We start from the raw sequence: 14340 nt of genomic DNA, 5'->3' as shown, positions 1-14340 counted from the left end.
CTTCGCGCCGGCGCCGCCCGTGAAGCAGCTTCCATAGTACACGGCGTAAAAGCGCATGGGCGACGATCCGGCCCTGCCGCGCTGTCGCGCATCAAACGACGCATCAGACGACGTATTGCGCGATGCCGTTGCCGAACGACCAGTCCTCCTTCAGCACTTCGACAAGGCTGATGAATACGTCCTGCTGGCGCACGCCGGGCTGCCGCGCGAGGTTCTCGGCGATGGTCCGGTACAGCGCCTGTTTCTGCTCGAGCGTGCGCGTGTTGTTCGCGGTGATCTGGATCATCACGAGATCGTCGCTGCGTTCGATGTCGAGGTAGTGTCGGCCGAAGACGAAGTTCTCCGCCGAGTGCTCGGTCACGACCATGAAGATGTCGTCCTCGGGCACGTTGAACGTGTGCATCAGCGCGCGATGCACGCCGTCGACGAGCGCCGCGCGGTAGGCGGCCGGTTTGCCTTCGCGCACTGCGATCCGGGTGAATGGCATGGTCCTGCTCCTTTCGATGACGTTGAAAAACGGGAACGCCACGTCAGGTTAGGCGCGCATTACTATAATGAACAGTCATCTATCGATATTTCATTCATTTACGTTGAAAATGAAAGTCCTCGACCTCGATGCGGTGCGCGCGTTCGTGCTGGTGGCCGATCTCGCGAGCTTCACGCGCGCGGCCGATGCGCTCGGCACCACGCAGTCGGCCGTCAGCCTGAAGCTGAAGCGGCTCGAAGCGCACCTCGGCAAGCCGCTGCTCGCGCGCACGCCGCGCGTCGTCAAGCTGGCGGCGGACGGCGAAAACTTCCTGCCGGCCGCCCGCGCGCTGCTCGACGCGCACGACCACGCGCTCGGCGCGATTTCGGCCGGCACGCACCGCCTGTCGCTCGGCGTCAGCGAACACGTCGCGGTACCCGACCTCCCGGCCGTGCTGACGAGCCTGCACCGGCAGGATCCCGGGCTGTCGCTGGAAATGCATCTGGGGATGTCGGCGAACCTGCTCGTGCAATACGACGAACGCCGGCTCGACGCGGCAATCGTGCGGCACGAACCTGGCGAGGATCCGCCGCGCGACGACGGCACGGTGTTGTTTACCGAGCCGCTCGCATGGCTCGCCTCGCCCGATTGGGCGCCACGAGCCGGCGAACCGCTACCGCTCGCGGTGCTGGCCGGGCCGTGCGGCGTGCGGGCCGCCGCATTGCGCGCGCTCGAGCATGCGGGGCGGCCGTGGCGCGAGCGCTTTACGGGCGGCGGCGTCGCGGCGGTCACGGCGGCCGCCGCGGCCGGGCTTGCGGTCTGCCCGCTGGCCCGGCGCGTCGCGCCGCGCACGCTGGTCGACGTCGGCGTGAAATTCGGCTTGCCGCCGCTGCCGCACTCGCAGGTCGTGCTGTATTCACGCGTGCGCGACGCCCGCGCGGCCGCCGCGCTGCGCAGGTTTTCCGACAGCATTGCAATCTCGGCGTAAACTACACGGTTTCGCCGTCCGCAATCTCCTGAAGAATTCCGATGAAGCCCGAAGCCCGCCAGCACCTCCGCGCCAACTTGCTGATGCTCGCCGCCGCAGCGATCTGGGGCTCGGCGTTCGTCGCGCAACGGCTGAGCCTCGACGTGATCGGCCCGTTCCTGTTTACGGGGCTGCGCTTCCTGCTCGGCGCACTGGTGCTGATTCCGCTGCTGACGTTCAACGCGGCGTCGCGCGCGCAGTTGGCGGCGATTCGCCGCGAACCGGCATTGCTGGCGCCGGGCCTTGCGCTCGGCGGGCTGCTCGCCGTGTCGATCTCGCTGCAGCAGTTCGGCCTGCAATACACGCGGGTCGCGAACGCGGGCTTCATCAGCTCGCTGTACGTCGTGATCGTGCCGCTGATGGGCGTGTTCGTCCGCCACCGGATCGGCGCCGGCACGTGGTTCGGTGCGCTGCTCGCGGCGATCGGCCTGTACTTCCTCAGCATCGACGAACATTTCTCGGTGCTCTACGGCGACTGGTTCCAGCTCGCGGGCGCGGTCGTCATCGCCGCGCACGTGATGGCCGTCGGCCATTTCGCGAAGCGGCACGATCCGCTCGTGCTCGCATTCCTGCAGTTCGTCACGTGCGGCGCGCTGTGTCTCGCAGCAGGCCTCGTGATCGAGCCGGTCAGCGTCGCGACGCTGAAGAGCGCGCTGCCGACGCTGCTGTACGGCGGGCTGCTGTCGGTCGGTGTCGGCTACACGCTGCAGGTCGTCGCGCAGCGCGATGCGGCGCCCGCACACGCGGCCGTGATCTTCAGCATGGAAGGTGTGTTCGCGGCAATCGCCGGCTGGGCCGCGCTCGGCGAGACGCTGACGCTGCGCGCGCTGGTCGGCTGCGCACTGATGCTGGCCGGCCTGCTCGCCTGCCAGTTGCTGCCGAACGGCGACGCCCGGAAAAAGGACGAGGACGCGCTGCCGGCGTGACGCGCGCGATCCCTATAATGGGGGTTCGCGTGTTTTTCATGCCAACCGCTTCCGACAGGCCAGCTCCGTGACGTCCCTTTCCGTCGATCCCGCCGCCGACCTGCTGCGCGAACGCGCAGCGCACTATGCCGCCGAGGCCGCGCTGTTCCTGCGCGACCAGGCGCTTTCCACCGCATCGCACGACCTGCGCAGCCCGCTGAACGCAATGCACAGCTGGGCGTACGTGCTCGAGCGCCAGCTCGCCAGCGCCGACCCGAACCTGCAACGCGCACTCGCGGGCATCCGCACCGGGATCGACCAGCAGGTCGCGCTGATCGACGACGTACTCGATGCGCCGCGTGCGGAAACGCGCACGCTCGCGATCAGCGCGCAGCCGTTCGCGCTGCGCCCGCTGCTCGACGATACGCTCGCCCTGGTGCGCTTCGCGCTCGCCGACGCGCGGCAGGTGAGCATCGATGCGACGCTGCCCGACGGCGAGCCATCACTGACCGCCGATCGCGAACGCGTCGCGCAGGCGCTTTGGACGATGCTGACGACGGCCGTCGAAGCCAGCGCCGCCGGCAGCCTCGTGACGTTCGCGTGCACGCACGACGGCGCGCGGTGCGTCGCGCATGTCACGTGCGCCGTCAGCGCCGATGCGCTCGCCGATCCGGCGCTGCCGCACGCGTTCGAATCGTTCGCACGCCGCGAGATGCTGCGCCCGCACGACGCGAAGCGCGTCGCCTGGACGCTCGCGCTGTGCCAGCGTGTCGCGCTCGCGCACGCCGGCACCTTCACGCACGCCCCGTTCGCCGACGGCGCCGCCGTCACCCTCTCGCTCTCCGTCCCCTGCGAGGCGCCGGTGTAAGCAATCGGCCGCGCCTGACACATTACATTTCCCTTTCCGGCCCTATACTGTTGGGCCTGTCATGACTGGAGCGATTCTTTGTTACAGATCTTCGCGCTCATCGGCGCGTTGTTCCTGGTGGCCCTGAACGGGTTTTTCGTTGCAGCCGAATTCGGCCTCGTCAAACTGCGCGCGACGCGCGTCAAGACACTTGCCCGCAAGCACGGCCTGCGCGGGCGCATCCTCGCCATCGTGCACGGCCGGCTCGACGCGTATCTGTCCGCGTGCCAGCTCGGCATCACGCTCGCGTCGCTCGGCCTCGGCTGGGTCGGCGAACCGGCGTTCGCGGAACTGATCGGCCCGCTGCTCGACCTGATCGGCGTGCAGTCCGAACGCATCGTGCACCTGATCTCGCTCGTGTTCGCGTTCTCGCTGATCTCGTTCCTGCACATCGTGGTCGGCGAACTCGCGCCGAAATCGATGGCGATCCGCCAGTCGGAGAAGGTCGGCCTGTGGGTCGCGCTGCCGCTGTATGCGTTCTACTGGGCGATGTACCCGGCGATCTGGGTGCTCAACACCAGTGCGAACGCGGTGCTGAAGCTCGCGGGGCTGTCGGCCGACCACGGCGGCGATGCGCACTACTCGACCGACGAGCTGAAACTAATCCTGCGCAGCCGCCGCAGCACGGCCGGCAACACGGCCCAGCCGGCGCGCGGCGCGTACACCAACGACGAGTGGAACACGCTCGCGCATTCGCTCGATTTCTCATCGATGACGGTGTCGGACCTGATGCGGCCGGCGCATGAAATGATCGGCCTGCGTCGCGACCTGCCGCTGCCCGACAACATGGAAATCGTCGCGCGCCACCGCTTCAGCCGCTATCCGCTGTTCGAGGATGCGGCGCGCGAACAGGTGAGCGGGCTGATCCACCTGAAGGACCTGCTGCTCGCGCGTCACGCGGGTGCAGCGCTCGAGGACCTGTCCGATTACGTCCGTCCGGTGCAGTACGTAAAGCCCGACACGCCGGCGCTGGAGCTGTTCCGCCGCTTCCGCAAGGGGGCGCCGCACTTCGCGCTGGTCGGCAACAAGGGCGCGAAGCCGATCGGCTTCCTGACGCTCGACAACCTGCTCGGCGCGCTGGTCGGCCAGATCCACGACGAGTTCCGCCAGGGCGACGCGGACTGGACCCGCCTCGACGACGGCACGCTGATGGGCAAGGGCAGCCTGCCCGTCGTGTCGCTCGAGCAGGCGCTCGGCATCGACATCGACGAAGGGCGCGCGGAATCGGTCGGCGGCCTCGTGATCCAGGCGCTGAGCGATTTGCCGACCGAAGGGCAGCGCGTGTCGTTCGATCGCTTCGACGTCGTCGTGAAGAAGATGAACGGGCCACGCATCGTGCTGGTGCGCGTGTATCCGAAGATCGCGAAGGAGGCCGACGAATGACGGTCGCCGCTCGCCGCCCGCGATGAGCGCGACGCTGCCGCGCTGCTGCGTGATCACGCCGGAGCTGGCATCCGCGTCGGCCGCCGATCGCCAAGCCTTCCTCGACCGGCTGTCGGCCGTGCTCGCGCGCGGCGAGATGCTCGTGCAGCTGCGCGTCAAGTCGTTCGACGCGGCCGCGTTCGCGCAGCTGGCCGCCGAGGCGCTCGCGCGCTGCGACGCCGCCGGCGCGCAACTGATGCTCAACGGCCCGATCGACGCGGCCGGCGTGATGCAGCTCGACGGTGCCGGCTGGCACCTCGACGGCGCCGCGCTGCGCGCCGTCGCGCAACGGCCGCTGCCGCCCGCGCGTCGCGTATCGGCTGCATGCCATGCAGCCGACGATCTCGTGCTGGCCGCGCGCGCAGGCGCGGATTTCGTCACGCTGTCGCCCGTGCTGCCGACGCTCAGCCATCCCGGCGCGCCGACGCTCGGCTGGACGCAGTTCGCGGCATTGGCCGCGCAGGCGGCGATGCCGGTTTATGCGCTCGGCGGCATGACGCGCGCGCATCTCGACGACGCGCGCCGCCACGGCGCGTACGGCGTCGCGGGCATTCGCAGCTTCTGGTAAATGCGGCCAGGCGCGTCGGCGCCCGGCCTTCCCGGCATCACGCGTTCAGATCGGGGCGCCTTGCGCGCCATGCGCCATCGTCGATCCGGCGTACGTCGTGCGTGAGCGCATACTGGTTGACGTCACCCGTCAGCCACGCGACGAGCGAATACGGCGGCAACTCCCCTTCGTCAACCCGGTCGCGGGCGCGTGCCGGCGTCTCGAACACGACCCGCCCTCTCGGCGCATCGAACGGCACCGCGTCGGGCGACAGGTTCAGTGCGATGGTCAGCGTCTCGTCATCGGCGAGCCGCCATGATGCGAGCAGCGCATCGGCATCGCCGTCACCATCCGCCTTCAGCGTATGCGCGTCCTGCGGCCGGCAATCGGACAGCCGAGGCGCAATCAGCTTCGCGCGCACCGCGAGCGCCGACTGCACGAAATGCACACGATCGATATCGCGCGCGGTTTCGTCGAAGATCAGCGGGATCTGCGGCGTCAGCAGCGACAGCGCGAGCGCCGCGAGGCCGGGCGCATGCTCATGGTCGCCATGCTCGCTCTCGCGGCATGCGCCATCGGACAGCACCAGCGACGTCAGCGACAACCCTTCGGCGCACGGGCCATCACCCGACGTGGCCGGCTGGAATGCCGCGCCGGCCGCGGTCAACGCGCGGGCCAGCGTATGGATCGACTGGTGCGCCGATATCCCCTCGTGAGCGGCCGCGTCGCGGTCCATCAACCGGTGCAGCGCGCGTTCGCCGCAACCGTTCCACTGCGCATCGAAATGCGTATCGGCCAGATGCACCGGATGACGCTCGCTGCCGAGCACGAGGTGGATCAGCCGGTCGGCCGGCACGGCCGCGCGCACGCGGTCGGCGATCTCGCGCAGCCACGACGTGCCGATCCGGTCGGCCTCGCGCAGCCGCAGCCCGTCGCAACGGTATTCGTCGATCCAGTACAGCGCGTTGTCGCAGAAGAAATCGCAGACTTCCGGATGGTCGAGCGCGAGCGGCGGCGCCTGCAGCGGATCGTCGCGCGTATGAAAGAACGGCACCGCGTAATGGCGCAGCGCGTCGGTGCCGCTGCCGAAGCGTGCGTAATCGAGCTCCAGCAGCACCGCGAGACCGTAGCCGTGCGCGTCGTCGATCAGCGCCTTCAGCGCGTCGGGCCCACCTTCCACCGCGAGCGGCGCGAACGGCAGGCTGTCGTGCGGCGACGCAAGCAACTCCAGCGCGGTCACGCCGAGACGCGCAAGCTGCGGCAGCCGGCGGCGCACGCCGTCGAAGCCGCCCACCGCGTGAGGACGAATCGCGTACAGCGCGATGTCTTCCCACGGACGGCCGCGCCAGAACGTATTGCGCCACGTGAACGCGCGCGGATCGACGACCTCGCTCGGGCCGTTGAGCCCGTCGGGTTGCGAACGCGATGCGGGATCGGGAATCGACACGACATCGTCGAGCCGGTAACGGTAACGTGCACCCGCACCGCATTCGACGAACGCTTCGAACCAGTTCGGACCGGCCGCCGTCATCGGGACGAGCGTCGGGCCGTAACCGGTATCGAGTTCGAGCTGAACGTGCGTGCTGCCCGGCGCCCATACGCGGAAATGCGTTCGCGGCGTCGTACCGAGCGCGCCGCAGGGCTGCGCGCCGGACGGCAGGCAGTGAATGTAGTGCTGCGCATACGGATCGTGCGGACAATCTGACATCATGCGCTCCTCGTGCGTGCCGAGCGGCATGGCCGCGCGATCGGCGCGGCGCATCGGGGCCCGGCATGCGACGGCCAGGCAGGGGGGAACAAAAGTATGCGCCGGTTTCACGATTGCAACGCATCGAATCCTCACATTTTTAAATGCGAATCGACCCCGCCAACGTTGGCGCGCGTTGCGCGCCGAGTCAGGTAGTCCGCATACCGGAATGGTCGCTCGCCTTGTTGTGCCGCCGACCCGCGCTTACGCTCGGTGCGATGCGTGGACACCCGTCCGCGCCCGAACCCGAGGAATCCGCCATGTCGCTCCCCGCCAGCGCCGCGAAGTTCGATCCGGCACGCGCGCACGAATACGCCGAACAGTCCCGCATCGCGCTCGCCGGCTACGACGCATGCCACGAACTCGCCGCGTGCATGCTCGCGTCGTCGATCGGCGTGGCCGATGCACGGATCCTCGTCGTGGGTGCCGGCGGCACGGGGCAGGAAATCTGCGTGCCCGCCGCGCTCGAACCGGGCTGGCAGTTCACGGCGGTCGATCCGTCCGCGCCGATGCTCGCGCTCGCGCGTGCCAACGTCGAAGCGGCGGGTTTCGCCGCGCGCACGCACTTCATCGAGGCCGGTGTCGATGCGCTGCCCGAGGCGCCCGCCTTCGACGGTGCGACGCTGATCGGCGTGCTGCATCACGTCCCCGGCGACACCGCGAAGGCCGCGCTGCTGGATGCGATTGCGCGCCGTCTGAAACCCGGCGCACCGCTCGTGATCGCGGGTAACCATCGCCGCTATGCGGACCACCCTCGCCTGCTCGACGCGTGGCAGCAGCGCTGGCGCATGAAGGGCGCGACGCCCGACGCCGTGCGTGCGCAGTTGGCGAAGATCCTGCAAGGCGCCGATCCGCCGGCTTCCGAGGAAGTCGTGTTCCGGCTGCTGCACGACGCGGGTTTCGATGCACCGCTGCGCTTTTTCTCGAGCCTGTTCTGGGGCGCGTGGATCGCGGTGCGGCGCGGCGTGTGACGGTGCGCGCTCGAGCGCGGCGGCACGAACGAACCGCTCGCGTGCTCTGTGTCAGCGGTGTCAGCCCAGCAGCCCCGCCGCGACGTTGATCGACAGCCCGAGCACGGCCATGTTGAAGTAGAACGACAGGATCGACTGCGCGAGCACCGAGCGGCGCGCGGAACGATTCGCGAGCGACACGTCGGCCGTCTGCGACGCGACCGCGAGCGTGAACGCGAAATACAGGAAATCCCAGTAGTCGGGCTCGAGCTTGCTGTCAGGAAAGCGAAGCGCGCGATCGCCGCTCGGCGAGCCGTAATAGAGCCGCGCGTAGTGCAGCGTGAAGATCGTCGGGATCAGGAACCAGGCGCCGAACAGCGTCGCACCGGTGACCGCGTAATGGCCGAGCCCCGCGCGAAAGCCGACGCTCTTCGCAGTGGCGAGCTCGATCGCGATCGCGGCGACGCTCGCGACCGTCGCGAGGCACACGACGGTCAGCACGGTCGTCGCGTTCTCGTCCTCGCGGATCGCGACTTCGCGCACCTTGTGATGATGCGCGGTGACCATGCGCACCCACATCAGCACGAGATACAGCCAGACCGCGCAATCCCAGCCGATCAGCACGCGCGCGGTCAGCCTCAACTGGAGCGGCAGCAGCACCGCACACGACACGCCGGCGACGAAGGCCGCGACCATGCGCGGCCGGTTGCGTAATACCTGCGGATAGAACGTCATCGTGCGATTCCGAAAGCGGATGGAAAGGGTTCGGCCGGCGCGCAAACGCCCCGCTGCGCCGTGCCGGCGGGTACCGCCCCGATTATCGCCATTCCTGCATGACGTTGCGATGGGCGTGAGCGCCTAAGATATCGGCATGACTCCTGCCCTCTGCCACCATCCCGCGAACGCGGCCGGCCGCGACTTCGTCGTCGGCGATCTGCATGGTTGCGTGGATGTGCTGCGCGCGCTGCTGCACGACATCGGCTTCGACCCGGCTCGCGACCGGCTGTTCTCGGTCGGCGACCTCGTCGACCGCGGCCCCGCGTCCGAAACCGCGCTCGAGCTGCTAGACCGCCCGTGGTGCCATGTCGTGCGCGGCAATCACGAAGAAGTGCTGAGCCTCGTGTCGCGCGGCAAGCTGTCGCCCGATGCGTGGCGCGGAATCGGCGGCGACTGGGGCGCCGATCTCCCGCCGGAACGGCTGCACGCGCATGCGGCGCGCGTCGACGCGCTGCCGCTCGTGCGCGTGATCAGTGACGGTGCCGCGCGCTTCAACGTGCTGCATGCGGAATTTTTCGGTCCGGATACCGAACTCGATACCGGCAACTATTCGCCCGACGTGCGCGAGCGGCTGATCTGGGGGCGCGACCTCGTCCAGGGGCTTGTCGACCCGGCCCGGCAGGCCGGCCTGTCGCTGACCTGCACCGGTCATACGCCCGTGCGCGCGCCGCAACGCATCGGCGCGCAATGGTTCATCGATACCGGCGCGTTCGCACCGTCGGGGCGGCTGACGATCGTCGAACCACGCACCGGCGATACGTGGTCGCTCACTCAAGCCGACGCACGCGCACGTCATGCGGGCGATTTGCCGCTGCCCTGAGCGCTGCAACGCTGATAGCGCCCCCACGCACGCGCGTGGGGGCGCTCATGCCCCCGCTAGCCGACCTGGTTCAGCTCGAACACCGCATCGATCGCGGAACCGTTCCAGTTGTATTCGAGATACGCCGCGTGATGACAGTCGCGCAGCAGTGGCGTGCGGAATGCCGCGAGACACTCGCCGCTCGGGTCGCGCACCGACGGATAGACGATCCCCGCGCCGCCCGCATTGCGCACCGCGCGGCCGAGCGCCTGCCCTGCGCTGTAATCGAGCGGATCGAGCAGCGCCGGGCTGCGTTGCGGCCACGTGCGCACGTCGGCGACGTCGCCCTGCACGACCACCGTGTAGAGCCGCATCTGCTGGCGCATCGGCGGCTCCTTCGTCGCGGCCAGGAACAGCCCGCTGTGATAGCGGGTTTCGGCGATCGCCGTATCGCGCGACCGCCCGCAGTAGAACACGCCGTAGCTGCCGTCGGAAAAGCGGCTGCCTTGCGGATTCAGGTGCGTGAATGCGGCCATGATCGGCCCCCAGCCCTGGCCGTAGCGACGCTCGGCCGGCGGCACGAGTTCGAGCGTGCCGACTTCGTGGCGGATGCGATCGTTGGTCAGCGATTCGAGCGCATACAGCGCGTCGAAATCCTCGGCGGACGCGACGCGATCGAACAGGTTGATGGCCGGAAAACGGGTGGGAATCACGCGATAGGCAGGTGCCCAGTCGACGACGGTCGTGGGCCAGTGTTGCGTTTCGGTCGGCATCGTCACGCCCAGCCACCCCGCATCGCGTCGAGATATTGCCGGACGGCGACCAGGTCGCCGACATTGCCGGCGAGCATCCGGTCGAGCGCGCGCTTGCCGCCGAACGGCACCGCGTCGTTGGGCCGCTTGACCCAGGTGTCGGCCGCGGCCGGTTGCGGCAGCAGGATCTGCAGCGCCTTGTAGATGCCGAGCAGCAGCGATAGCCGCTCGAGCGTATCGCGCGGCAGGCGCGCCGATTCGGGCGCTGCCTTCCACTTGAAGAACGTCGAGCGGCCGGGCGACCCGAGCAGCACGATCTGTTCGTCGATCGTCAGCTCCCAGTCGCGCGCGATGTTGAAGAACGCACGCAGGCCGGCCGCCGACATCTGCGCGACCGAGGCCTGCCGCGGGGCGGAATGCGGATCGAAGGCGGGCTGTGACATGATCGTTAGTCTCAAAACGAATTTACTAACAAGATTAGTCCATTTCCGTATTTTTGCAAGGGTCGCCCCCCGCGACGTCGGCATCCCGCCCGATGGATCGATATTTTTTGTCCATTCTGGACTCATATTTTATTTTCTGCGTTAATGACCGTGCGGACAGCGCATCGGAACGCGGTGCGCCTGCAGCAACCGTGTCGCCCAGAACCGGATAGACCCACGCCAAGGAACCATCATGAAGAGACTGATTGCCGCCGTTTCGATCGCCCTGCTCGCGGTATCGGCAGGCCCTGCCGTCGCAAAGGACTGGACCACGCTGCGCTTCGGCACCGACGCCAGCTACGCACCATTTGAATCGAAGGCGCCCGACGGCAAGCTCGTCGGCTTCGACATCGACCTCGGCAACGAGATCTGCGCGCGGTTGAAGGCCAAATGCGTGTGGCTCGAGAACGATTTCGACGGGATGATTCCCGCGCTGAAGGCGAAGAAGTTCGACGCGGTGCTGTCGTCGATGTCGATCACGTCGCAACGCGCGGAACAGATCGGCTTCACGACGAAGATCTACAACCAGCCGACGCGCCTCGTCGTGAAGAAGGGGTCGCCGCTGCTGCCGACGGCCGAATCGCTGAAGGGCAAGTCGATCGGCGTCGAGCAGGGCACGACGCAGGAAGCGTATGCGAAGGCGTACTGGGCGAAGCAAGGCGCGAACGTCGTGTCGTACCAGAACCAGGACGGCGTGTATGCGGACCTCACATCGGGCCGTCTCGATGCCGCGCTGCAGGACGAGGTGCAGGCCGCGATCGGGTTCCTGAAGTCGCCGCGCGGCGCGGGCTACCAGTTCGTCGGGCCGGAGCTCGTCGACGAGAAGGTGCTCGGCGTCGGCGCCGGCATCGGGCTGCGCAAGGAAGACACCGACCTGAAGGCGAAGATCGACCGCGCGATCCTCGACATGGTCAAGGACGGCACCTACAAGCGGCTCGCGTCGAAGTACTTCGACTTCGACATCTACGGCGGCTGAAGCTGAAGCGGCGTCGCGCGCGTACGGGTGCGATGCCCGTCGCGCGCGTCCGACCGCCCCTCCCCTGCTCGCCGGACGGCGACGCCTCCCTGACGTTCGCCGTCGTGCCGGTTGCATCGTCCGTGTCGCTCATCCGGATGCCGCAAATCATGCGCATTGCAGACGGATCGCCTGCGCTGGCGACCGCAGGCGCTCGACGTCAATAAGCGAAGACCGGGCGCCGGGGCACCGGTGCCCGAGTGCACATCCCCATGCGGATCGGGTTGGCAAGCAGGAAAGCGCCGGCCCGGCGCGGATGACCGGGTATCAGCCGGATCCGCCTCGCACCGGGCGCGGAGAGATGGCCTGTCGACGCATGCCGGCCGGCAGCAAGATGCGCGGCCGACCGGCGATGGGTCGAATCACTGCGATCGCGGCCTGCCGGCCGCGGCGTGTGGCGATCGTTCATCATTTTTCTACCCCGTATTCGAGCCGTTGCTTGTACCAGCAGCCGGACATCGCCGGCGCCCCGACGATCCGACGACGACGGCCCGTGCCGGCCGGAACGGGGCTGTGCCGCCCGTCCCGCCGATCATCCCCGCGGACTGCGTCCTTGCCGGCCCTTGCAGGGTTCGCTGCCGAACCGGCCGGACGCCACGTCGTCGACTCTCGCACCTCAACCTGCGCAAGGAGCGAGCCAGCTTCGTACGAGGCCGGCTGCACAAGGCTTTCATCGGACAAGCCCGCGGCACGATCGGGCGGGACATGCAGGACGTTGCGAAACTGAAACATGCCGCGCGCGGGCGGCCTCGGCTGCGCAGCGGCGACGCCTTACCGGACAAGGCGCACGGACGATACGGAAAATTTTCCCGGTGCGGGCGGCACGCCGCCGCCCGCGTTTGCCGGGTCTACTTGCGCGGCCGCCGACAGGAAACGTTTCACGCCCTTTACATGCCGCCGATCGCGGCGCGCGGACCGGTGCGGACGCGTCCCTGCCGCCGTTCAGCCGACTCGCTGGTGGTCCTCGTCGCCGGCCGGCGAGCCGTCCTTTCCGCCGTTGTCGCCGTTGTTGTCGTGGTCGTTGAGCCCGTGCTCGATCATCATCCGGTAGAGCGTCACGCGCGAGATGCCGAGTTCGGCGGCGGCCTTGTTGATCCGGTGATCGTTGCGCAGCAGCGCGTTCTCGATCGCGGTGCGCTCGGCAAGCGAACGTGCCTGCTCGAGCGTCACGGGCTCCGTTTCGCCCGGCGTCTCGAGCCCGAGATCGTGCGGCGTCAAGAGCCGGCTCTCGGCCATCACGATCGCGCGGCGCACCCGGTTGATCAACTCGCGCACGTTGCCGGGCCACTCGTAGCGGCGCATCGCGTCGAGCGCGGCCGACGTGAAGCCGCTGATCTTGCGGCCGCTGTCGGCCTTGTATTTCTGCAGCACGTAATGCGCGAGGATGTCGATGTCCTTGCCGCGTGCGCGCAGCGGCGGCTCGTGAATGCGCAGCACGCAGAGCCGGTGATAGAGGTCCGCGCGGAAGCGTCCGGCCTCGACCGCGCCGTCGAGATCCACGTGCGTCGCCGAGATGATCCGCACGTCGACCGGAATCGATTCCTGGCCGCCGAGCCGCTCGATCTTCCCTTCCTGCAGGAAGCGCAGCAGGCTCGCCTGGCTTTCGACCGGCATGTCGCCGATTTCGTCGAGAAACAGCGTGCCGCCGTTCGCGGATTCGATCCGCCCCGCGCGCCGCTGGTTCGCCCCGGTGAATGCGCCGCGCTCGTAGCCGAACAGTTCCGACTGCAGCAGGTGATGCGGAATCGCGCCACAGTTGATCGCGACGAACGGGCCCTTGCCGCGCACCGAGCGCTCGTGGATCGCGAGCGCCGTCAGCTCCTTGCCGGTGCCCGACTCGCCGGAAACGAACACGCTGGCGTCGGTTTTCGCGACCTTGCGAATCGTGCTGAACAGCTGCTGCATCGCTTCGCAGTTGCCGATCATCCCGTGCTCGCCGATCGACGCCGCGTATGCCGCGCCGTCGACGCGATCGAGCGCGGCCATCCCGCGTGCATGGCCGAGCACGTGCGAAATCCACTCGTACGGCAACGGCAGCGTTACGTAATCGAAACAGTAGCTGCGGATCAGTTCGCGCACGGCCGGGCCGATCGTGATGCCGGCCTGCGCGACGGAAATCCAGCCGATCGCCGGCTGGCTCAGGCACGCCTTCAGCGCGGGGTAGTCGCGCGACGTGAAGCCCGAGAAATCGACGAGCCCGGCGGCGACGTTCACGCCGGACGTCATGTTCTGCGCTGCGCCGGCCGTCTTCGCGACCGAGATTTCCCAGCCGAGCTCGCGCAATTGCGCCAGCAACGGCTCATCCGGCGAACGCATGATCACGAACAGCTTGCGTCCGGCCTCGGGTGCGGTAACGGATACGAGCGGCATCTCGGGTGCCGCCGTCGCGTTTGCGTCGGGTGACCTTGCAACCATCGTTGTTCCCCGCTTGGCGTTGGTATCGTGCGCCGGCTCGCCGCCGCGTCTGACGGACCTCGATTGAACCGACATATTGGCCGCATTTCCGTCCGAATAAAATCCCCCCGGCAATAATCGTGCGCCGGG

14 protein-coding genes are annotated in these 14340 nt (G+C 68.2%); 8 read left to right on the top strand and 6 right to left on the bottom strand.

Features of this window, described 5'->3' with window-relative positions; genetic code table 11:
• Positions 1-103: 103 nt before the first annotated feature.
• Complete coding sequence (locus tag AC1Z3W_RS04995; protein WP_057924044.1) at positions 104-487, bottom strand: tautomerase family protein; 384 nt, start codon at positions 485-487, stop codon at positions 104-106.
• Between the two features lie 109 nt (positions 488-596).
• On the opposite strand from AC1Z3W_RS04995, the gene AC1Z3W_RS04990 reads away from it, so the two are divergent.
• The 5 genes from AC1Z3W_RS04990 (at position 597) to AC1Z3W_RS04970 (ending at position 5295) form a co-directional block, all read left to right on the top strand.
• Complete coding sequence (locus AC1Z3W_RS04990) at positions 597-1454, top strand: LysR family transcriptional regulator (protein WP_057924045.1); 858 nt, start codon at positions 597-599, stop codon at positions 1452-1454.
• A 41-nt stretch (positions 1455-1495) separates the two neighbouring features.
• Positions 1496-2419, top strand: a complete 924-nt coding sequence (locus AC1Z3W_RS04985) for a DMT family transporter (RefSeq protein WP_057924046.1) — start codon at positions 1496-1498, stop codon at positions 2417-2419.
• Between the two features lie 67 nt (positions 2420-2486).
• Complete coding sequence (locus AC1Z3W_RS04980) at positions 2487-3266, top strand: sensor histidine kinase (RefSeq protein ID WP_124832466.1); 780 nt, start codon at positions 2487-2489, stop codon at positions 3264-3266.
• A 78-nt stretch (positions 3267-3344) separates the two neighbouring features.
• Positions 3345-4688 carry a hemolysin family protein gene (locus AC1Z3W_RS04975; RefSeq protein WP_057924048.1) on the top strand — a complete coding sequence of 448 codons (1344 nt, stop codon included), beginning with the start codon at positions 3345-3347 and terminating at the stop codon, positions 4686-4688.
• A 22-nt stretch (positions 4689-4710) separates the two neighbouring features.
• Positions 4711-5295, top strand: coding sequence for a thiamine phosphate synthase (locus AC1Z3W_RS04970; protein WP_124832467.1), 585 nt, complete (start codon positions 4711-4713; stop codon positions 5293-5295).
• Between the two features lie 37 nt (positions 5296-5332).
• On the opposite strand, the gene AC1Z3W_RS04965 is transcribed toward AC1Z3W_RS04970, so the two are convergent.
• Positions 5333-6982, bottom strand: a complete 1650-nt coding sequence (locus AC1Z3W_RS04965; RefSeq protein WP_057924160.1) for a DUF3459 domain-containing protein — start codon at positions 6980-6982, stop codon at positions 5333-5335.
• Positions 6983-7281: 299 nt separating this feature from the next.
• Between AC1Z3W_RS04965 and AC1Z3W_RS04960 the strand changes: the two genes are divergently transcribed.
• Positions 7282-7992, top strand: a complete 711-nt coding sequence (locus tag AC1Z3W_RS04960) for a class I SAM-dependent methyltransferase (protein ID WP_057924050.1) — start codon at positions 7282-7284, stop codon at positions 7990-7992.
• 60 nt (positions 7993-8052) lie between these two features.
• On the opposite strand, the gene AC1Z3W_RS04955 is transcribed toward AC1Z3W_RS04960, so the two are convergent.
• Positions 8053-8706, bottom strand: coding sequence for a DUF1345 domain-containing protein (locus tag AC1Z3W_RS04955; RefSeq protein WP_057924051.1), 654 nt, complete (start codon positions 8704-8706; stop codon positions 8053-8055).
• A 136-nt stretch (positions 8707-8842) separates the two neighbouring features.
• Here AC1Z3W_RS04955 and AC1Z3W_RS04950 point away from each other — a divergent pair, with 136 nt between their 5' ends.
• Positions 8843-9568 carry a metallophosphoesterase gene (locus AC1Z3W_RS04950; RefSeq protein WP_124832468.1) on the top strand — a complete coding sequence of 242 codons (726 nt, stop codon included), beginning with the start codon at positions 8843-8845 and terminating at the stop codon, positions 9566-9568.
• A 56-nt stretch (positions 9569-9624) separates the two neighbouring features.
• On the opposite strand, the gene AC1Z3W_RS04945 is transcribed toward AC1Z3W_RS04950, so the two are convergent.
• Both AC1Z3W_RS04945 and AC1Z3W_RS04940 read right to left on the bottom strand, forming a co-directional pair.
• The gene (locus AC1Z3W_RS04945) at positions 9625-10320 is read right to left on the bottom strand and encodes an RES family NAD+ phosphorylase (RefSeq protein WP_124832469.1); all 696 of its coding nucleotides are present in this window, start codon (positions 10318-10320) and stop codon (positions 9625-9627) included.
• A 2-nt stretch (positions 10321-10322) separates the two neighbouring features.
• Entirely contained in the window at positions 10323-10742 is a 420-nt protein-coding gene (locus tag AC1Z3W_RS04940) for an MbcA/ParS/Xre antitoxin family protein (protein ID WP_057924054.1), read from the bottom strand.
• 232 nt (positions 10743-10974) lie between these two features.
• Here AC1Z3W_RS04940 and AC1Z3W_RS04935 point away from each other — a divergent pair, with 232 nt between their 5' ends.
• Positions 10975-11757, top strand: coding sequence for an ABC transporter substrate-binding protein (locus AC1Z3W_RS04935; protein WP_057924055.1), 783 nt, complete (start codon positions 10975-10977; stop codon positions 11755-11757).
• Between the two features lie 981 nt (positions 11758-12738).
• Here the strand turns inward: AC1Z3W_RS04935 and AC1Z3W_RS04930 are convergent.
• Entirely contained in the window at positions 12739-14211 is a 1473-nt protein-coding gene (locus AC1Z3W_RS04930) for a sigma-54 dependent transcriptional regulator (RefSeq protein WP_057924056.1), read from the bottom strand.
• Between the last annotated feature and the right edge of the window lie 129 nt (positions 14212-14340).

Source organism: Burkholderia sp. 10_S31 (assembly GCF_056930375.1).
This window is presented reverse-complemented; position numbering and strand designations above follow the sequence as displayed.